Below are 19945 nucleotides of genomic sequence, written 5' to 3' on the forward strand. Positions count from 1 at the left end.
GTCGGCTCCGCCCTTGCGAGGGCCGGTACTCGGGTCACCGTAGCGCCGGCGCCGACGGCGGACACGGAACCCACGCGATACGTTCGTCCCGTGACAGCGACATCATGGGACATATTGCTGATCGGTGGAGCCTCGGGCGTCGGCAAGAGCCGTGCGGCGGCCCAACTGGCGGCCGAATCGGACGAGTCGAGGGGTTTCGTGGTCGAGTTCGACGACGTCGTCAGCGCCGTCGAGGCCATGACCACGGCCGAACACCACCCCGCGCTCCACCACTTCGAGGGCGTCCCCGACACGGCACGGCTCCCCGTCGAGCAGGTGCTGGACCTTCAGATCGCCACCGCCAGGGCCCTCGAACCCGCGCTGCTGGGCGTGGTCCGCAACCGCCTGACCGTCGACGTACCCGCCGTGATCGAGGGCGACTACCTCACCCCGGCCGCCGCGGCGGAAGCGATCCGCGAGGGACGGGCGGCCGGCCGCCGGGTGCGGGCGGTGTTCCTGCACGAACAGGACCCGGGACAGATCCTCGCCAACTACGCCGCCAGGGAGCCCGGCAGCGGCGAACAGCGCCACCGGGCACAAGTCAGCGCCGCGTACTCGCACTGGCTGTCCCGGCAGGCCTCCCGGCACGGACTGCCGGTGGTCGAATGCCGCCCCTGGACGGGCCTCCCGGGGCGTGTGGCAAGGGCGTTGGGGCAGCACGGGCCGTTGATGTCAGACCCCGGCCATACGCTCGGACCATGAGCGTCTCCCTCTACTACAGCGCCTGCCGGGCACAGCCGCCGACCGACGCCGAGTCGGCCGCTGTCGAACGCATCGTCTCCGCCCGGGCGGAGACGTTCCCGTACGACGACGAGGAGGGCCTGTACCTGTACGGCGGTGACGAAGCCGAGGACGACGAGATCCTCGCCGGCTCCACGAAACTGCCGGGCGGTGACCCGGGACGGTGGCTGCCGGTGACAGCCCATGTGCTCGACTCCCTCACCGAGTTGCGCCGCACAGTCGGCGGAGCCGAGTGGCACGTCCACATGGACGACGTCGACGTCCCGTGGGACGAGACGGAGGGATACGCCCTGCCGGGCATGCGCGACGAGGCACTCGCGGCCGAACTCGGCGACCTCGAAGCCATCTGATGCGTAAGCCTTGGCAGCGCGGTCGGACACGCAGGCCGATCGTCGTGGCCTGATCCGGTCAACGCTCACTCCCGCACGAACCTCCCCTTTCTGCCGCGGACGCCAATACGACCAGCAGGAGCCAACCGCGGCCTCAGGGGAGTGGTCTTCAGATCCGCCGCAGATGAAAATCGTCAACTGAGGCGTAAATTATCGTGCATTCTCGCCACCTCAGTTGACCAGCTGACGGTGCGTCCGGTAGCTTCCAGCAAAGTGACGACCCGTCAAAGTGGCGTCCCGACAGGGGGGATCCTGATCATGCCCACGCCTTTGAGACCGGTGACCACCGGCCTGCCCGTCAACCTCCGGGAGATCCGCCAGGGGGTCATGGCGAACGGCGTCATCGACTGCGAGAACCTGATGGCCATCGTCAACGACCCCCAGGAGATCGAGGACGCCGCCAAGCGCGCCCTGAAGGCTGGACGGCCGATCAGCGAGTACGCCCGCACGCGCACCGAGATCCAGCGGCTCCTCGGCACCGCCGGCAGCAAGAAGGCCAAGAATGTCGGTGAGTACGCCGACTACATTGCGGCCGGCCTGAAAGGCGAGTACGACGACGCTTGGTCGCTGCCACAGATCACGCTGTGGTCGCCACGCCCACTGGTCATCTCCGAGGACGGCTCGTCGGCACTGCCGATCAAGGACGGCCTCTACGCTCTCGACAGCGAGACTCAGGTCACCGCCTGGCACCGGATCAAGGCCACCCCGAGTGCCTATGACCTGGAGGACTTCGACTTCGGTGCGATCCTGCTGTCGTTCGAGATCTTCCACGGCATCAGCGTCATGGCCGCCCGCCAGATCTTCCACGACCGCAACCTGAAGGGCGTTCCGGTCGACAAGTCCTTGGCCATGTCCATGGACGGCCGCGACTTCGGCACCACCCTGACCCGCAAGCTGATGGAGTCGCTGAAGGTGCCGAGCGGTGAAGGCACGCTTCCTCTGTCCAGCCTGATCCTCACCGGCAAGCGCCAGGTGTCGGACAAGGCCGTGGAGTGGATGACGATGTCGGTTCTGCGGACCCTCGTCGCCACAGCCATGCTCGGCAAGGCCGGCATTCACGCCGCATCGACCGGTATCGAGTACGAGGACATCCCCGCCGACGAGAGCGGCGCCCGTCCGGACAAGGCCGTCGTCCAGCGCGAGGTCATGGAGACGGTCGGCGCGTTCCTCCAGGAGAACGCCGCGCTCTTCCACGCCAAGACTGCCGTCACTGCCCCCGCCGTCGTGGCCGGCCTCGGGGCGACCATGAACCGCAGCATGTCCTGGAGTGCTGACCCCATGCCCGAGGGGGTCACTCTGGAGCGGCTGTTGGCGGGCATCGAGTGGGAGCGCGAGGCGAAGTACTGGAGCGGAATCGCGGCCAAGGTGACCGACAGGGGGGCCGTCTCCTGGGCCGGCGGTGCCCGTGACTCCGGCCACAAGGTCTACGACGCGCTGAACCGTCCGGAGAGCGACACGGGCAAGCAGATCCGCGGACGGTTCTAGCTTCGCTCTCGCACAAGGCCTGAAAACCGTCGTCGCAGCGATGTGGCCATGGCTTCCCATCCCACACCCGCCGCAGACGAACGGCTCCCGACCAGGTGAATCGGTCGGGAGTCGTTCTCGCGCGTCCTGTCCTTCAGCCTCCGTGGTTCCCTGCTGGTTCCCGGCCGAGGACCGGTGGTACGTGACCGGGACCCGCCCTGACGGCAAGCCGCGCAAGGTGAAGCCGGAGCGCTACGGCTCCGGGTCCTGCTACCGCGCGTGCCAGGTCGGTCCGGACGGCACGGAGAAGTCGAAGAGCTTCCCGGACCGACAGAGGAGGCTTGGCAATCAGTGGCCGGCCCACACCGAAGCGGACGTGGCACGGGGCCAGTACATCGATCGTCGCGCTGCCCGGACCACCTTGCGGCAGTACACGGAGGGCCGGGTGTCCATGCAAGGGGGCCGGCCCCAACACGCAAGTCCGATGGATTCGCAGCCACGGCTGCACGTGTTCCCGCACCTCGGCACGCGTCCGCTCGGTTCGTTCCAGCCGGCGCACTGCGGACCCACCCGGAGAGAACGTCAAGGCGCTGGCCGAGTACCTCGGGCATCCGGAGCCTGGTCTGACGCCGAGGGTGTACGCGCACCTGATGCCGTCCAGTCGGGAGCGCACTCGTAAGACTGTTGCACAGATCTTTGGCAAGGATGGATGCGGGGATGTGTAAAGCGGCGAATAACGGAGGAACTGAAGGACTCGATAAGAGGGCGATTGGCTGTCGCGATAAGGACTCACGATTAAGGAGTCGCTATTAATGGCAGTAACGGGCCAAGCGCTGGCCTTTCGCTCAACTGTTATCGGTGGGGCTGGGTACTCAGTCGTCGTCAACTTCCTTCTGAGCGTGCATGCATGCACGCTCGACGTGCATGCATGCACGGAAGGTCGGCTTGGTCCGGCGAAGGGGCGTCGGGTCCGCGAAGGGCACCTGCAAACTACTTTCCAAACGCCTTGCATTCAATTCTCACGCCCCTCACCTGGCAACTTGCTGAAATGCTTCCCCCTGAATAGGGTTCAAACGCAATTCAGGGCCGTTCCCCTTGCCCGGGAACGGCCCTGTCTCCATCGATGTAGCAACGCATCCTCAGGAGGAGGCCCATGCTCCCACGCACAGGTATCACTGTCGACGTCTGTTCGCGCGACTTGCCGATCGCGCTCATCGGCACGGCCGGCGGCGCACTCGCCCTCTGGGCTGACGCCCCCGCAGAGATCGCCGTGCCCGTGGCACTGCTGATCGTCCTCGACATCCGCATCCGCCGCTGGAGCCGACGCACCTGACGGCCTGTTGAGCATCTGACGGCCCAGCACATGAAAAAGCCCCCCACTACGCGGAAAACCCGCAGGTGGGGGGCTTCTTCGGCTCTGCTTACTTCTTCTTGCCCTGGGTCTTGCGAGAGATCTCGACGACCAGGGTTTTTGCAGGTGGGGACGCTGATCGCCTCGGGGTGAGTGGTCGCCATTGGCCGTTATCGGGTGCCGTTGAGCAACCTCGGACGGCCCAGGGACGGCCCAGGAACGGCCCGACCGATGCTCAGGGCGCGGCGGCGCCTCTGCGGCTAACTACTTCTGGAGCGCTTCAGGTTGACAGATTGGGCACGCCGAGATCGGCGAAAAGCTGCCGGGTTGCCGGGTCAACTGCGTACAGCACGGTGCCCCGGATCGACCGGGTCATCAGTACCCCGTAAGCATTGCGGATCCGCTGCGTGAGGACATCGTCAGAGCTGATCCGGATGGCCTTGCTCTTCACATGCTGCCGATCCAAAAGCCAGGAGCTTCCGCTCCATGTGAGATCAAGCCCCATGATCACGCCTCCCCACTCGTACTCGAGCCCCTGAGCCGTGTGCACGCAGCCGATCTGGTTGAAGCCGCCCGGATCTGTCGCCCAGAAATGGCGCTTCGGCACATCGGCGCTCTGGGGCGAGTCCTCCGCGTTCCAAGGCCGTGCCCAGCCCGGTTCCGGGGCTACATCCGGCTGCGTCCCGGTTGTGTCGCTCCACTCCCAGCACATGCCGGCGGTCATGCGGGCGCTGGCACCTGAGTCCAACTTGGACTGCAAGAACTTCTCCATCTGCGGCGCACTGTCGGTGTAGTACAACTCGAACGGGTCCGAGTCCGTACCGTCGCCAGCTCGCCAGGGCAGAGGGTTGCCTAGAAGCAGATGCTTCACCCAGGTGTCGAAAGTGGAACTGCCGACTGAACGCAGGGGGCGATCGAAGTCGATCGGCACAACTTCCGCCCGCAACTTCATGATCTCTTCGAGGAGTAGTTCTTCGGACCACACTTCTTCATCGAACAGGCGTTGATCGCCGTCGATGAAGAAAACGGGGACCCTGGCCCGCGAGACGATCACTTCCACGGACGATTCACCAGGCCTCATATAGAACGAACCTTTCATCGGGCGTTCACTGAGCCGATGCGCTTCGTCACACAACAAGATGTCGATTTCGTCGGGTTTCAGGCTGTCCGCGACCTTGTTTAGCGTCATGAACTTTTTTCCATGACCCTTTGCCCCGCGCCTGAAGTTCTCACGAGAAGCCACACCTCCGGAGACAAAGAGGGCCTCGAATCCGTCCCTGAGTGCGTCGCCAAGCAAGGTGAGAGCAACTAGGGACTTGCCGGTACCCGCCCGTCCTCGGACCACGTAGACCTTCTTGAGGCCGACAGATGGCTTACGGGCCGATTCCATGATGCTGCTCACTGCCTGGAGTTGGTTCTCCACCAGACTGAAGCGCGTATAGCCGTTGACGACCGAGCCGATCTCCGAGGTCAGCAGCGTTGTTGACCTTCGGCGCTCAAGCATCGCCTCGGCAGCATCGGCACCGTCCTCCGAGCTGAAGTGTGCCTGGAGGAAATCCCGCAGCTTCGCAGGATGGCGCGCAGTGAACGTGCGGATGCCGGGACACGGCATGACTTGGCTGATCCACTGCGACTGTGAATCCTTGAGGTTGTGGAGATACGAGGCACCCACGAGGTGGACATAGCGATCGTCGAACATGCTGTGGTGCCGCTTGAGCGCCTCCACGTTGTCCCGAACCTGCACAGCCGGATGCTTCTTGTGGGACGAATAGAACGGCGCGTATACCCGATCTAGTGAGCACAGGTCACACAGCTGTCCGGTGGTGGACCTTTTGCATGCGGCACACAAGCCCTTTGTGCCGTGGGCGGGATCGGGCCGGTCGACGCTTCCCCACTGCTTCAGCTCGATGGCGGCGAAACTCAGCCCTCCACCTGGGTGGTGGCCGGCCAGAACAACATCAATCGGGTTCATCTGGGGGTGCACCCGGTACTCCACGAACACCCAGACTTGCCCGAGGCCTCGATCCTTGAGCGCTGTCGCCACCTCGTAGACACTCTCACTCCACGAGGTCATGTCTCCTGCGGAGGGGTCTTGTTGCGTCGGATGGGCAGCCTTGTAGCACTCAGCGATCTTGCCTCTGAGGCGCTCCCGGTCTCGCACCATCTCCTCGGCGGGCCAGTACGCCTCAAGCTCTGCCCACGTGCCCCCGCTAGCCATGCATCACTCATCCTCAATGCCGCTCGTCCGGGGCCTAATGTGGCTAGGGACTCGTCAGCGCTTCTATTGGTTTGCAAGAGGAGCCTGAGTATCCCGGCAGCCCTGAACGACAACAAGCGATCTTCAGCCGAAGGTACAGTCAACGTCTCGGCGGCCGGACACGCGACCGAGCGTAAGCTCACCGACTCGCTTCCGCGCCGCCGAGACTCAACCACCAAGGGCTGGCGATGCATGCGCCGGTTCGCGCCTAGAGCTTGATGTCACCTGCAAGCGTGGGCAGGGCCCCCAACCCGTTGTTTAGGGGTGGGGTGAGTTTGGGGCTGACCTGTGGGACGTCGACTTCGGCGGCTGATGGCTGTGGCCTCGGTCAGCAGCCGCAGTTCCCCGCGATCCCTGCCCGATCTGCGTGACCAGTTCGTATGGTCGGGCGCCTTTGCCATGCCCGTTCCCTGCTGGTCACCGCTGTTCCCCCTGGTTTCCCGCTCTGTCGGGCACGGAAGGGGCACGGCTTTGGAGCTGCCGGGGTCCGCTCGTCAGCGGCTGATCGGGATCTCGTAGACGATCTCGCAGTGCGCTGCGGGCACCACGATGTCCGCCGTCTCCACGGGGCGGCCCTCGTCGCTGTAGTACGTCCGCCGGATGTGCGTCACGAGCGCGGCTTTCTGGATGCCGAGCAGTGATGCTTCCTCGGCGGTCGCGTGCCTCGGTTCTGGCTGCTCCACCGCGTGGCTGATGGTGACTCCGATCGCGGCCATGCGGTTCACGACCCCGGCCCCCGCGTGGGGCCCTCCCTCGGGGAGAACGACGAGGGTTCCGCCAGTGACGGCGTACGGCTCCCAACTCGTCGACAACTGGACCGGCTTCCCGTCCGCAAGGAACTCGTACGTCGTGCGGACGCACAGCTCGCCCTCGGCGATCCCGAGGCGCGTCGCGATCTCCACCGGGGCCGGCACCTTCGCGTCGGTCCGGCTCTCCCAGTCGCTCTGTCGGCGAAGGGCCTTCATGTCCTGGCGGAACGGGGATCCACTGGGCTGCTCACGGGCCGATGACCGGACGACTCTCACGCGCTGCCGAGGCTCGGCGACGTAGGTCCCCGATCCGGCCCGGCCTTCCAGCACGCCTTGGGAGATCAGTAACTCCTGTGCCCTGCGCACCACGTTCTCGCCCACGCCGCACTCCTGGCCGATCTGGGCGCGGGATGGGAGACGGTCGCCCGGTTCCCAGACGTGCTCCGCGATGCGCTGCCGGAGTTCGTCGGCGATGCGGAGGTACGGCGGTTGCTCAGACATATGGAAAATCTAGTCCACTAGCTCTAACCTAGTTAACTAGCTTCACTGAAAGTGATCGCTGGCAACGGAGGGTGCGCTGTGTCCGCTTCGGGAGTGACCGCGGCGGCTCTCGCCGCCCGCTTGTCTGCCGCTGGCCTCCGCCCACGCGTGGAGGAGCAGACCCGGTTCACGACAGTCGAGGCAGAAGTACCGGACACGCTCTCCGCCGATTCATGGCGGGAGGTCCTGGACGCGGTGGCCGGTGCCGATCGGTTCGGGCTCGTGGCCACCAGCTTGAACGGCCGCACCTTATGGGCGGTCGTACGCAAACGGTCCCCACGACACGCGACGTCGGGGGACCGGGCTATCAGCGATAGGAGCTGAACAGCATGCTCAACCGTATCCGCCAAGCCATCTCGCGCACCAGAGCGCGGTGCTTCCCCAACGGTCGGCACCGCCGCCCCTTAACGCCCTCCCGCCCGCTGGCCGCTCCCACCTGCCCCGCGCCCGCTGGCGCTTCGAGCGTCGCCCTTAGGCGGGCTCCGGCCGCCACGGTCCACCTTCACCCGCTGAGGGGAGAGGACGTCGCGCTTGTCCGTCCGTACCTGCTGGCGTGGGAAGAGCAGCGTGCACTGACGCGCACAGTGCTCGTCGCCCCGCACCTGCCTGCCGATGCCTGGTCGGCCCTCGCGGGGGCCCACTGATGCCTCCTCGCCGACAACCGCACCCGACGGGCACAGCTTCCGCCCCCTACCGCTCGATCGCCTGCCGGATTGGCACGCACCACTCCTGCACCGAGCCGTCCCCGCCTGCGGCGAAGGACGACGTACCGGTGACCTACGAAGAGTGCATCTGCCCGTGCCACTCGACCCCGGACCCGTCCGTGCCCGTGAGGGTGATGGCATGAGGGTCCCAGCCCCCGGCGGTGCACTGGTCTCCTCCGTCGAGGTCACTGCGGCCACCGTGCAGCGCGGCGACATCATCGAACTCGGCGGTCAGGCCTGCCGAGTGAGTGACCTCTTCCAGCTTCCCCAAGGGGCCAAGCAACTGGTCTTCGAGTCGGGCGAACTGCTGGCCATACACGCCCGTACCCGGCTCATCGCCCTGCGACTGCTGAGAAGGCGGTGACCGGCTCCGTGTCCCGACGCCATCACGACATCGCCGACGACCTACGCCACCAGATCACGACGGGCAGTATCAAGCCCGGCGAACGTCTCCCGTCCGAAGCCGTCCTGGCCGCCCGTTACAGGGTCAGCACGGTGACCCTGCGACGCGCTCTCGCCGTGCTCCAGGGCGAAGGACTCGTCGAGAAGATCCACGGAAAGGGCAACTACGTACGTCACCCCCGCCGCAAGATCATGTACGTCGGAGGCTGGGGCACGCTGGACCCCTGGACCGCCACTGAGCCAACGTTGCGCATCACGGTTCGCAGCACCACGGTTCCGGCCTCCGTGCACCTGACCATGTTGCTGAAGGTGCCAACGGGCAGCCCTCTCGCGGAGTACACCTGCCTCAGCCTCGAACACGGGTCACCGCACGGCCTGGCCCGCATCTACATCCCGCGCGACCTGGCCCCGGCCGGAGTCCTCGACGACGACTCCGTGTGCCGGGAAGCAGCCACGCGATTCGCCGTCCTCGGCCCGTCGCCGGCCACCATCCGAGAGACGGTCTCCGCCCGCTCTCCCACCCCAGACGAAGCGTCGGCCCTCCGCATCGGAAACAACATGGCCGTTCTCGCGATCACGCGCATCGCCACCGACACCACCGGCCGCGTCGTAGAAGCCGCGCTCCTGGCCTTTCCAGGAGACCGAGTCGACGCCGTCTTCACCGCCCACCACGTGCTCAACGAGAGGCCAACCCAAGGATGACAACACCGAACGAACTTCGGCTCCTCCCATGGTCGGGCCCGGGGGACAAGCCCTGCTACCTGAGCACCGACAACCCGAGCAGCTACATTTCACGCCTCGCGGACAGGATCGAAGCGATCCAACTCGGCAGGGCAAGTGAACTGTTGGAAGAAGCCTCAGAAGCTTTGGACAACCAGGACACGTCGCTCGACGAGATGCGGTGCCTGGTCACAGAACTGACCGGGGCTCTGTGGGACGTCTACCGCGCCGCAACGAGCCGCGGCCGTCTCCCGGCAACGAGCGATCCGCGTGAGTCGGCCTATTGATCTACGGTCCCGCCGACCAGCACAGCAAGTGAAGCCCGTGGCTCTGACCAGCAGATGCCATGGGCTTCTTGCTTTGTCCGCCGACTCCGGCCGATCTTGGATGGTCTGAGGACTGCTTCGTCCGAAGCAATTGGGACGGGGAGCTGCCTCAGGTCGGCTTGGCTGTCACCTGCGCTGATGTTCCGTAGACGTCCGTGCTCGTCCGCCATCGTTCCTCGGCGTTGTCACACAGTTAGACATTCACCAGCCGGGACGCTCGATGCATCCTCATGCCGGGGGAGACGGTGACCTTGCTGTCGTAGGGGTCAGCTAGGTTGCGGGGATGCCTGCGATTGATCCGCTTGTGCCGGCTCTTTGGTGCCGGAACTGTTGGTGGAGGCTGTTGTTGACGTCGACAGCGGCGGCTGGTGGCGGCACGTCACGAGGTGGCACGGAGTGCGCCCCGACCTAGTCCCCGGGCGAGGTGCCGCGTTTAGATGAATGAAGAACCCCCGGCCGCCGGAAAGCGCCGGGAGGTTCTTCCGTGCTAGGAGCCGCTTCATTCAGCCTCCCGCGCTGTCGTCCTCAGTTCCTTCTTCGCCTCTTCGGCTCGCGCCTTACGAGAGCGATAGGCCACGACGGCTGCAGTGACCCCGCTGACGGCTGCTCCGCCGACCACTAGGCCCACGGCCGCGCCTTTCGTGTACGCAGCTTTCTCAATGGCGTTGATGAGCTTGTCGACGCCCCCTGCCTCAGCCGCCTGCTTCGTGATCTCCCCGTACTTCCCAAGGTTTTCTAGCATGCCAACTACTCCCCGGCTTCACGCGGAACGTCTCGGCGTTGGAGACGGCTTCGCGGGCCCTTCGTTCGCCCTGCATCTGCCACGGTTGTGGCACGGACCTTAGCCGACGACAGTCAGCCACGACGATGGGTATGCCGACGGACCAGGCGCGCGTATGCCTCGTGCACCCCCACCGGCCCCCACCACGCTGCCAGCGCTGTCGACCAGAGGGAGCTACGACGGCCGCCACGTACTGACGGTGCTTGAGCCCTCAGGTTGGGAATCGCAGGCAACAGCGGGCCGGTACGCCATCTGACCAGCAGCTATGTACTTGTTAGGTCGCAAGAGACACTGTTTCGGCAGCCCTCGTTGACCGCAGTTCGTCGTACCAACTGGTGCGCATCTGGTGCGACCCGTCTGCGGCTACGGGCGACCGCTCCCGGGCTGAGTGTCACCGTGCCGTGATCGACTTGGCCGCCCCAAGGTCAATGCGCATGACGGTGCGAAGCTCTGCCACAGCGGCATCGAACCTCTTCTCCAATTCCACATAGGCCGCGTCGTCGACCGAGGCACCTGCCACGAGCAGGTCTCGGGTGTCCCTCAGGACAACGAACGCTGATCGTGAGGCTTCCACGATCTCCGGTGGTGCGACGATGGCCAACTGGTGACGGATCTCGTACGCACCAGGCGTCAGGAACACTTCACGGACTCTCCGCGGTCGTTCGGCGGCTGGGATGTCCTCCTGCGCGCATTCATTGAGCGCTGTGCGGATCCGTGAGAGCGCAGCGGTGTAGTCGGCATACAACTTCCGTCGCACATCGAGGTCCTGGCCGGCGCGGTCCCTGCGCCACCTGACCCGATCGGCCAACAAGGTGGAGCCAACCCCGATTGCCGCACCAAGTGCCGTACTGACCAGCGGTATCCACTCCATGACAGGAGAGGCTAGAACCTTCACCTATCAGCCGCCCGGCAGTTACGACTCACAGCCGAAGCTCGTGCAGCTCGGAGCTTGGGAATCGCTGGGCAGGTTGAGGAGAAGGCAGCCTCGACCTGCGGATATGCCGCTCAGCGGCTCGCCAGATGTCCTCTGCCGTGACCGCCAGTGACAGGGACTCCCTTACTGGTCTGGCACGCTTCTGGCACGGGCTTACTCCCCGTGGGTGACCGGGAGGCCTGATACGGGCGAGACACGCGATCTATCAGCGCGTACTTGCTGAATCACACATCACGTCAACACAGCGCGTGAAGACCTGACTTGCGGGATGATCAGGTCAGTAGTCACCAACCTGAGTGGGGGATCTGTGTACAAAGAGGTCGAGTCTGCCGGCGGCAACTCCTTCTTCCTGGTCGAAGTCACACCCTTGGCAGTGGAGAACTTCGATCAGTCGAAGCTACTTCGAGGTGCTGGACGGCCGGCCCAACAGGCTCTAAGCGGGCTTCGCGACGTAGGCGAGGCCATCGTGCAGACCTGCGAAGACGTATCTGCAGCCATTCGTGGTCGGTTCGGAGACTCGCAGCCAAACGAGTTGGAGGTCACGTTCGGGGTATCTCTGTCTGGCGAGGCAGGCGTGCCGCTGGTGGGGAAGGTCAAAGCTGACTCCACCTTTGAGGTCCGTGCCAAATGGACGCCTTCAACGTAGCTCGAACCCTCCATACGTCCAGACTTAGAGTGGTAAATCTAGCCCCATCGAGTGACAGCAGTGAACCACAAGGGGTATCCCCCCTGGTTGTCGGCATGGGCTCTTGGTAACCTGCCTGGCATGGGTGCGTCAGCGTGGCAGGATAAGGCAGGCCTCAGTCCGACCGAGAGGGCGCTGCTTGAGTTGATGGACGCTGGCCTCAGGGCGGACACGCAGGCTGTTCGCGACCAGTGCCGTCGGCTCATGCGGCGGCCACCCGAGGATGCTCATCACGCTGTGACGCTGCGTGCGGAGCTGAGGGCATTGCTTACGGGGTCGCAAGGACAGAATCCGCTCAGGGGGGTCGACGTGGCCCACAGCGTCGCACCAGTGGTTCCGGAGACTGTGCAGCTTCCGCGGGATCCTGAGACCAACCAAGTGCTACTACGTGTGGCAGAGGCCGCCCCGAGTTATGGCCCCATCTTGGACGAGGCTACGCGACAAAGCGTGGATGACCTTGTTGCTGAACGACCCGTGCGTGAGGCGCTGGTAGACGTCGGTCTCCAGCCTTCGCGGAGCGTTCTCCTAAGCGGGCCGCCCGGCGTCGGTAAGACCCTAACTGCGTCGCATATCGCCAGCCAAATGAAACAGACGCTCTTCGTGGTCGACTTGGCGTCGGTGATGTCCAGTTACCTAGGGCGTACTGGACGAAATCTTCGAGCAGTTATGGACTTCGCTGCGGAGAATGAATGCGTTCTGTTTATTGATGAATTCGACGCACTGGCTAAGCGTCGTGAGGATGATTCAGATGTTGGTGAGCTTAAGAGACTGGTTAATGTCCTCCTGCTGGAGCTTGACCGTTGGCCAGCCGGTAGTTTCTTGATTGCTGCCACGAATCACAAAGAGCTTCTGGATACGGCGATCTCGCGGCGCTTTGACGTATTGCTGGAGCTTTCCCTGCCGGCCACTGGCGAGAGAAAGCTTTTGATCTCATCCCTGCCTGCAATTCTCGCCGCTGCGGTGTCTGCCGAAACCTGTGGCCTTGTAGCGCTGGCCACAGATGGAATGTCGCATTCAGATATTGTCCGCTTGTGCAACGCTACTGCTCGCGAGTCGATTGTGCGAGAAGGTCATCTTTCCTCATTTGAGGAAGCTCTCGTGCGTTTCGCTCTGGGGAAACTGCGCGAGGTGGCTGGTGAAGATCCAACCATCCGGGAACAGGTAGCGGTGGCAGCCAGCGTGCATCTAGGACTGTCAAATCGGAAGATTGCCAACATTCTTGGTGTAAGTCATCCGACTATTAGTCGGGCTATTTCGGCGTTTCAGGAGCGCAAGCAGCAGTAATTAGCTTGGGGGGGAAATGAGTAAGGGAGCTGGCGGGCGCATCCTCGTTGGAGGAGAGCACATGTCGGAGATGATTGATAGGGCTGGCGGAGGTGGAAGCAAGTACCACCCTTTTTCGTTGGCGGATTCGCAAAGGATCCTTGGGCCGCAAGCGCAGATCCTAAAAGACACCGCAGCTACGCTAGACAATAAATTACGCGCAGACCACGTAGTTTTTGAGGTGAAACTGCTTCCAAATTATCTAGCCAATAGCTACTTTCCTGAAAAACTTGTCAGGCTGCTCGGGTTGACTGCGCTAGGATCCCGTCCGGCTACGGGAGATTTGGTGTTGCGCAGTAAGACTGAATTCAACGTGCCGACTAAATCGTTAATTGTCGCTGGCGATAATCAAAGTCTTGAACGGCTTAGCTATATTCTCTCCGGTGGCGGTCTCGATCGTCGAGAGAAGGGGGCTGCGGAAGAGCTAAGAAGATTCTCTGATATTCATCTCCCGCGGGTGACTGAAGTGGTTAAGGCGGCGAAGAATTCCGCCGCAGAATCAGTTCATGGGCGGGAGACTTTCGAGGCCGTTCTACATCCGGATCCTGATCTTCCCGGGATTTCGCGACGACCTCTTTCTGGTGCAGTTTTCGAAAAGTTTGAGCGGTATATCTGCAGTCTTGGCGGCGAGGTTGTAAGCGATAGGCGTGACGTTGTAGGCGGGTTGACTTTCGTTCCGGTTTTCCTTCCCTCGGGCAAAGCGAAAGAAGCGGCGGCCTTCAACCCTCTGCGTTCGATACGGAAGATGCCGCGTATTCGCCCCGTGCCTGCCATCCCGTTGCGGTCAGCTCCGGGTGTTGCACGGCCGGCGCCGCCCCCCGCGCAGCCGGAAGCCCCTGAGGTGCTCATCTTTGATGCTGGCATAGATGTTGCTGGAGACTTCTTCGCAGGCTCCGCCAGCCAAGTAGACCTGACTGACAGGCCGGCGGCTCCTGGATGCATAGAGCACGGAAGTGCTGTGACGGGCGCTATTCTTTATGGCAACGTTGAGGCCGGAAGCCGCCTGCAATCTCCGCAGGTGCGTGCAACTCATTTTCGCTGCATTCCTGGTCATGATAACGAAGGTGTCGAACTCTACTGGCTTCTGGACCAAATCCAGAAGCAGGTGGCGGACCGTGATGCCATGATTGTCAATCTAAGCCTAGGGCCCGAGGTTTCAGTGGACGACGGAGAGCCACACCGTTGGACTGCAGTGCTGGATGCACTGGCCTACGAAAGGGATATTCTCTTCGTTGTCGCTGCGGGAAATAATGGCGAAGAAGTCGATGGCGGGGCCAACCGGATTCAGGTTCCCGCCGATATGGCTAATGGGCTTAGTGTAGGTGCTTGCGATCGTCCGCACCCAGATTTGATGTGGTCAAGGGCGCCGTATAGTGCAATCGGCCCGGGTCGGCCAGGGGCGACGGTTCAGCCGACCGTACTTGCCTATGGCGGCGACGCCGATCGCCCCTTTGCGAGACTAATGGGCAATGGACGGCTTTCCTACGATTGGGGAACCAGCTATGCGGCACCTCTTGCTGCGCACGGTCTGGCTAAGCTAAGCACGCAGCTGGGCGACCGATGCAGCGCCTCTGCGTTGCGTGCCTTCGCCATTCACTTTGCTGAACCTCACGCCGACCCATCGCTTATCATGGAAGCGGGACATGGAAGGCTGCCGGCAAATTTCTCAAACGCGCTCACGTGTTCTGACCGGCAAGTGACGGTTCTTTATCAGGCGTCAATCGAGCGAGACCAGATTCTTGGCTTTACGCTTCCAGTCCCTGGGGGTGTCGACAGGGGGAAAGTGAAAGTTAAATGGACTCTTTCGTACGCCTCGCCCACTGACCCGACAGAGGCTGTTGAGTACACTGAATCCGGTCTCGAGTTCACTCTTCGCCCGCACTCAGAGGTGTACTCGTTTCGTGATCCCGAAAATCCGAGTCGCACTGTCAAGGTAAACATTCAGGAGAATTCTGATCGAGCGACAGAATTGCGCGAAGAAGGCTGGAAAATGAGCCAGCAGCCCGCGACGCGTTCGCAGAAGGTGGGCCCGAAAGCCTCGGAATCTAGTCGTCGAAGCGGGGGTAAATGGGAAACGGTCATGCAGGGTCAGGATTGCCTGATGGCCAAGGGTCTCCATGCGCCCCGCCTCGACATTGAGTTCCTTACTCGCGAAGGCGGATCACTGACGAAAAATACTCCGCCTGTAGATCTTTCGCTTGTGGTCACCGTTGAGTCTCTTTCCGGGCTTCCGGTGTACGAGTTGGCAAAAGTTGATTTCCCTGTTCTTTCAGAGTTGCCGGTTCCTATTCCGGTACGGCTACGGACTTAGGTCGGCGGAGCGGGTTTGGCCGGTGTCCTGCCCGGTTTGGGGTCGAGCATGATCAGGGGGCCGTACGCTGGCCGGCAACTCGGGCAGGCCGTGATCCTGCCCGGAATGTGAACGAGTGGCCCCCTGGTCTTGCTCGACGCGGGACCCGAATCGGGGAGGTGGCTAAAGCCGTGGAGTCGACCGCCCCAGCCACAGCGGGTTTACCCCATATCCCGTGCCAGCTGTTTCTCTCGGGCTGGTGTCGCGCTCGGTGCGCCGCCGCCCGGCCGGGGGCAGCCGGGGCGGAGACAGAGGCAGCCCCCGGCCGGGGGCTGCGGCGCGCGCCGCGCTTGCGCGGCGCCTTGATGAAGTAGGGAAAGTTCTATCGCACCGGTGTCAGGCGCTTGCCGTCGTGGCTTCGCACGTGGGGCCCGTTCCCGTCGAGGGCATCCAGTAGCCGGACCGCGTAGACCTCGGACATCCACTCGGTGACCTCGTCCGGCGTGAGCCAGCCGACCGCGGTCGATTCGCTGGACGTCCGCTCGCTTCCGCCGGCGGGCTTGCACCGGAAGACCAGGGCCACGATGCCCCGAGTGGTGTTCTTGTAGACCCCCGTGAGCTCGTCCACCTCGACGTGGATACCTGTCTCCTCCAGGACCTCGCGCTGAACGCCCGCCTCCGGGGTCTCGTCGAGTTCTAGTACGCCGCCGGGGAGCTCCCAAGTTCCGTTGTCGGCGCGGCGGATCGCCAGGAGTCGCCCGTCCTCGCGCACGACCACTCCGGCTACGGACACGGAGTGGAGCGGCGTTGACGTGCCTTCCTGCGCACTGTTACTCATGTACAGGAGCATAGGAGGAAGAGAAGGACTATGGAAACAGCAGTAGGAGGTGGGAAGTCCGTACCTCGGTACGTGCAGATCGCCGAGGAGATCGTTCAGCAGATCCGCGCCGGAATCCTCAAGCCTGGCGACATGGTGCCCAGCGAATCGGAGCTCGTGGAGCGCTACGGCGTCTCCGGCGGCACCATCCGCAAGGCCATGGTGGAGGTCCGCGCCAGTGACCTCGTGGAGACCCGCCAGGGCAAGGGCTCCATGGTGAAGGCCCGGCCCCCGGTACGGCACCGTTCCTCGGATCGCTTCAAGCGCTCCCACCGACAGGGCGGCAAGGCGGCGTACCTCGCTGAGTCGGAGCAGTCCGGCGCCAAGGCTGGCGTCAGCGTTCTGTACATCGGTCCGACGGACGCTCCGAACGACATCGCGGAGCGGCTCGGCGTCCCCGCCGGCACTCAGGTGCTCGCCCGGCGTCGCCTCTACTTCCGCAACGAGACCCCCGTCGAGACGGCCACGTCGTACCTCCCGTGGGACGTCGCGAAGGACATCCCCGAGCTGTTCGCGAAGAACCCCGGCGGTGGTGGCATCTATGCCCGCCTCGAAGACCACGGGCACGAGTTCGCGGAGTTCGTCGAGACGCTGCAAGCCCGGCTGGCCACCAAGGCTGAAGCCTCCGAACTGGCCCTAAGCCCCGGTGCTTCAGTGGTTCATCTGATCCGTGAGGCAAGGACGACGGAGGATCGTGTCGTAGAGGTGTGCGACACGCTCATGGCCGCTGACCAGTTCGTTTTCAGCTACCGGATTCCCGCATCCGACTGACGCACGCTCAACTCACCTCAGCCCGCTGCGACTTCCTCGTCCCGGCGGGTTGACTCATGTACAGGAGTGATGCACTCTTCTTTATGTCACTCATGTACATGAGTGGCTGGGTCAAGCACCTCTATAGGAGTGATCTTCTGTGCGTACGATCCCCGTCGACACCTCCGCCGCGTCCGTGATGGTCGCCAAGCCCCCGCAGATCAAGATCAAGGACCGCCGGACCGGCGAGATAGCCGTGGACATCGAGAGCGGCGCGAAGCTCATGACCGTGGACGTGATGTTCGCGGCGAACGAGGAGGTGGAGATCCTTTCGGTCACCGTCCCCGAGCCGGGCATCTCCGGTGAGCTGATGATGGGCACTCCTGTCGCCGTCACCGGACTGATCGCTCGGCCGTGGGAGAACGATTTCAATGGGCAGAAGCGACACGGCATCGCCTTCCGTGCGGTGGCGGTCACCTCGCTCGTCGCCGCTGCCGAGAAGCCCAAGGCGGCCTGATCATGACCGGGTCCCTGGTCACGCTGCTGCTGGTCGTCGTCACCGCAGTGATCCTGCGGTGGCGGCGTCCCGCCTGGTACTGGATGACCCTTGGGGTCACCCTTGCCGCGTTGCGGGTAGCGGTCCGATACGCCTCGGTCATGGACGCCTGCGGACTCACCGTTCCGCCCGCGCGTTGGCGTCTCTCCCTCGCCCGGATGACGAATCGCCCCGTTCCTGAGTCGAGGGCCCCGCGCATTCTCCGGCTTCGGCCTACTCGTACCGGGCTGGTCCTGCGGATCAAGCTCCGTCCCGGTCAGGACGCCTTCGACGTCGCTTCGGCCACCGACCGCCTCCGGCACTCCTTCGGGATGTACGGAGTCACCTCCCGCGAACTTCGCTCGGGAATCGTGGAGTTACGGATGACGGGATACGACGTCCTCCGACGGGTGCAGATGCCCGCCGAAACCGGCCCCGCGCCGATGCGTATCCCCGTCGCACTGCGCGAGGACGGATCCGTCCACTACCGCGACTACCGGGCTGTGCCCCACGGGCTGACGCTCGGCGCGACCGAGTCGGGGAAGTCCGTCTACCAGCGCAACCTGGTCGCCGGCCTCGCGGCGCACGACGTCGCGCTCGTCGGGATCGACTGCAAACAGGGCGTCGAGCTCTTCCCGCTCGCCCGGCGCTTCTCCGCCCTCGCCGACAACCCGGACACCGCCCTCCAACTCCTCGAAGCACTCGTGCAGCACATGGAGGACGTCTACCAGCTCATCCGTTCCGCTCAGCGCATCACAGTCGACGTTCCGGACGCCGACATAGCTGCCGACATCTGGGACCTGCCAGCCGACATACGCCCGACTCCGGTCGTGGTCCTGGTCGACGAGGTTGCCGAGCTGGCGCTGTTCGCCACCAAGGACGAGGAGAAGCGCCGCGACAGAATCGTCACTGCTCTGGTCCGCCTCGCCCAGCTCGGCCGTGCCGCGGGGATCTACCTGGAGATCTGTGGCCAGCGCTTCGGATCCGAACTCGGCAAGGGCATCACGATGCTCCGCGCCCAACTAACCGGTCGGACCGCCCACCGCGTCAACGACGAGTCCAGCGCCAACATGGCCTTCGGAGACATCGCTCCGGACGCCGTCCTTGCCGCGATCCAGATTCCCACCGACGTCCCCGGCATCGCGGTCTCGGGTGACTCGACCGGTGGATGGACCCGCATCCGGGCACCACACACCTCACTGCGCCAAGCCGTGAACATCTGCAACCGGCACGCCGACCGCACTCCGGATGTGCTCGCCCTCGCGGCCTTCCGGCCCGCCGTCGCACCCCTGGCCCCCGCCACCGCGCCGCTCACCAAAGCCGCGCCCACCACCGCCTGACCTTCCGCTCACCGGTCGGCGTGACCATTCCCGCGCCAAGTCCCTACCCGTCCCATGCCGAAAAGGAGAAGTCCGATGGCCCGTCCCTCCATGCGCGTGGACGCCGTACTGATCCAAGCCGTGATCGCTGGCGCGCTCTCCTTCGCCCACCTCCACGACCTCGCCGCCGCCGCGGGCCAGGACGGCTGGAAGGCATGGGCCTACCCGATCAGCGTTGATCTGCTCCTGGTCGCTGCCTGGCGGCGGCTACGAAAGGACGGCCCGTCCCGGCTCGCCTGGAGCTGGTTCCTGATCGCGCTCGTCGCTTCGCTCGGTGCCAACGTCGCCACCGCCGGATTTCTCGATCTCGCGCACCCTCCGGCCTGGTTGCGCTTCGGCATCGCTGGATGGCCCGCGCTTGCCTTCCTCGGCGGGACGCTCCTCGCCCACACGGAGACCCCGGTCGAGGAGCGCACGCCCGTTCCGGCGGTGCCTACGGCTGATCCCTCGGCGCCGGAGCTCGTCACCGAGGAACAGGCCCCGGAGCTGGAACCAGCGCCGATTCCTGCCGCTGAGGAGTCTCCGGTCCTGCCTCCCGCCGACGCGTCTCCGCCCGTGCCGGCCACGCTCGTCGACCACGCCCGGAAGGTCGCCGACGACCACCGCGCCCGTACCGGTTCACCGATCGACACCGACACGCTCCGCGCCCGCCTCGGAGTTCCGCCTCAACTCGCCGCCGCGATTGCCGCTCAGCTCGCCTGACCCGAGA

19 protein-coding genes and 1 pseudogene are annotated in these 19945 nt (G+C 64.2%); 15 read left to right on the forward strand and 5 right to left on the reverse strand.

What is annotated here, in order from left to right; translation table 11 throughout:
- Window positions 1-90: 90 nt before the first annotated feature.
- The 4 genes from ACWCPY_RS18030 to ACWCPY_RS18045 all read left to right on the forward strand — a co-directional run bounded on the left by ACWCPY_RS18030 (window position 91) and on the right by ACWCPY_RS18045 (window position 3966).
- Window positions 91-741, forward strand: a complete 651-nt coding sequence (locus ACWCPY_RS18030) for an AAA family ATPase (protein WP_451266018.1) — start codon at window positions 91-93, stop codon at window positions 739-741.
- Window positions 738-1130 (forward strand): hypothetical protein, encoded by a 393-nt coding sequence (locus ACWCPY_RS18035; protein WP_451266020.1) that lies wholly within the window; start codon window positions 738-740, stop codon window positions 1128-1130. The genes ACWCPY_RS18030 and ACWCPY_RS18035 overlap by 4 nt, the downstream gene beginning before the upstream one ends.
- Before the next feature lie 297 nt (window positions 1131-1427).
- On the forward strand, window positions 1428-2654 hold the full coding sequence (locus ACWCPY_RS18040; protein ID WP_451266022.1) for a DNA sulfur modification protein DndB: 1227 nt from the start codon (window positions 1428-1430) through the stop codon (window positions 2652-2654).
- 1132 nt (window positions 2655-3786) lie between these two features.
- On the forward strand, window positions 3787-3966 hold the full coding sequence (locus ACWCPY_RS18045) for a hypothetical protein (protein ID WP_451266024.1): 180 nt from the start codon (window positions 3787-3789) through the stop codon (window positions 3964-3966).
- A gap of 298 nt (window positions 3967-4264) precedes the next feature.
- Here the strand turns inward: ACWCPY_RS18045 and ACWCPY_RS18050 are convergent, their stop codons facing one another.
- A complete protein-coding gene (locus tag ACWCPY_RS18050; protein ID WP_451266026.1) occupies window positions 4265-6202 on the reverse strand; it encodes a DNA/RNA helicase domain-containing protein in 1938 nt (645 codons plus the stop codon).
- Between the two features lie 533 nt (window positions 6203-6735).
- Window positions 6736-7491 carry a GntR family transcriptional regulator gene (locus tag ACWCPY_RS18055; protein ID WP_451266028.1) on the reverse strand — a complete coding sequence of 252 codons (756 nt, stop codon included), beginning with the start codon at window positions 7489-7491 and terminating at the stop codon, window positions 6736-6738.
- Between the two features lie 78 nt (window positions 7492-7569).
- On the opposite strand from ACWCPY_RS18055, the pseudogene ACWCPY_RS18060 reads away from it, so the two are divergent.
- The 4 genes and pseudogenes from ACWCPY_RS18060 to ACWCPY_RS18075 all read left to right on the forward strand — a co-directional run bounded on the left by ACWCPY_RS18060 (window position 7570) and on the right by ACWCPY_RS18075 (window position 9643).
- Window positions 7570-7847: pseudogene (locus ACWCPY_RS18060) on the forward strand (hypothetical protein).
- 526 nt (window positions 7848-8373) lie between these two features.
- Window positions 8374-8598 (forward strand): hypothetical protein, encoded by a 225-nt coding sequence (locus ACWCPY_RS18065; RefSeq protein WP_031124591.1) that lies wholly within the window; start codon window positions 8374-8376, stop codon window positions 8596-8598.
- The gene (locus tag ACWCPY_RS18070) at window positions 8595-9338 is read left to right on the forward strand and encodes a GntR family transcriptional regulator (protein WP_451266030.1); all 744 of its coding nucleotides are present in this window, start codon (window positions 8595-8597) and stop codon (window positions 9336-9338) included. Before ACWCPY_RS18065 ends, ACWCPY_RS18070 begins: the two co-directional genes overlap by 4 nt.
- Window positions 9335-9643 (forward strand): hypothetical protein, encoded by a 309-nt coding sequence (locus ACWCPY_RS18075; protein WP_451266032.1) that lies wholly within the window; start codon window positions 9335-9337, stop codon window positions 9641-9643. The genes ACWCPY_RS18070 and ACWCPY_RS18075 overlap by 4 nt, the downstream gene beginning before the upstream one ends.
- 538 nt (window positions 9644-10181) lie before the next feature.
- On the opposite strand, the gene ACWCPY_RS18080 is transcribed toward ACWCPY_RS18075, so the two are convergent.
- Together ACWCPY_RS18080 and ACWCPY_RS18085 are read right to left on the reverse strand one after the other, a co-directional pair.
- Window positions 10182-10424, reverse strand: coding sequence for a hypothetical protein (locus ACWCPY_RS18080; protein WP_451266034.1), 243 nt, complete (start codon window positions 10422-10424; stop codon window positions 10182-10184).
- Between the two features lie 430 nt (window positions 10425-10854).
- Window positions 10855-11334, reverse strand: a complete 480-nt coding sequence (locus tag ACWCPY_RS18085) for a hypothetical protein (protein ID WP_451266036.1) — start codon at window positions 11332-11334, stop codon at window positions 10855-10857.
- A gap of 331 nt (window positions 11335-11665) precedes the next feature.
- Here ACWCPY_RS18085 and ACWCPY_RS18090 point away from each other — a divergent pair, with 331 nt between their 5' ends.
- The 3 genes from ACWCPY_RS18090 to ACWCPY_RS18100 all read left to right on the forward strand — a co-directional run bounded on the left by ACWCPY_RS18090 (window position 11666) and on the right by ACWCPY_RS18100 (window position 15716).
- A complete protein-coding gene (locus ACWCPY_RS18090) occupies window positions 11666-12043 on the forward strand; it encodes a CU044_2847 family protein (protein WP_451266038.1) in 378 nt (125 codons plus the stop codon).
- 243 nt (window positions 12044-12286) lie between these two features.
- On the forward strand, window positions 12287-13366 hold the full coding sequence (locus tag ACWCPY_RS18095) for an AAA family ATPase (RefSeq protein ID WP_451266115.1): 1080 nt from the start codon (window positions 12287-12289) through the stop codon (window positions 13364-13366).
- A gap of 61 nt (window positions 13367-13427) precedes the next feature.
- Entirely contained in the window at window positions 13428-15716 is a 2289-nt protein-coding gene (locus tag ACWCPY_RS18100; protein WP_451266040.1) for a S8 family peptidase, read from the forward strand.
- Window positions 15717-16077: 361 nt separating this feature from the next.
- Here the strand turns inward: ACWCPY_RS18100 and ACWCPY_RS18105 are convergent, their stop codons facing one another.
- Window positions 16078-16545, reverse strand: coding sequence for an NUDIX hydrolase (locus ACWCPY_RS18105; protein WP_388203541.1), 468 nt, complete (start codon window positions 16543-16545; stop codon window positions 16078-16080).
- Between the two features lie 18 nt (window positions 16546-16563).
- On the opposite strand from ACWCPY_RS18105, the gene ACWCPY_RS18110 reads away from it, so the two are divergent.
- The 4 genes from ACWCPY_RS18110 (at window position 16564) to ACWCPY_RS18125 (ending at window position 19938) form a co-directional block, all read left to right on the forward strand.
- Complete coding sequence (locus tag ACWCPY_RS18110) at window positions 16564-17343, forward strand: GntR family transcriptional regulator (protein ID WP_103511814.1); 780 nt, start codon at window positions 16564-16566, stop codon at window positions 17341-17343.
- Between the two features lie 139 nt (window positions 17344-17482).
- Window positions 17483-17839 carry an SCO3933 family regulatory protein gene (locus ACWCPY_RS18115; protein WP_371633230.1) on the forward strand — a complete coding sequence of 119 codons (357 nt, stop codon included), beginning with the start codon at window positions 17483-17485 and terminating at the stop codon, window positions 17837-17839.
- Window positions 17840-17841: 2 nt separating this feature from the next.
- Complete coding sequence (locus ACWCPY_RS18120) at window positions 17842-19197, forward strand: FtsK/SpoIIIE domain-containing protein (RefSeq protein ID WP_371633231.1); 1356 nt, start codon at window positions 17842-17844, stop codon at window positions 19195-19197.
- A gap of 75 nt (window positions 19198-19272) precedes the next feature.
- Window positions 19273-19938 (forward strand): DUF2637 domain-containing protein, encoded by a 666-nt coding sequence (locus ACWCPY_RS18125; RefSeq protein ID WP_371633232.1) that lies wholly within the window; start codon window positions 19273-19275, stop codon window positions 19936-19938.
- Window positions 19939-19945 lie beyond the last annotated feature (7 nt).

The sequence above is a fragment of the Streptomyces sp. NPDC002403 genome (assembly GCF_053593015.1).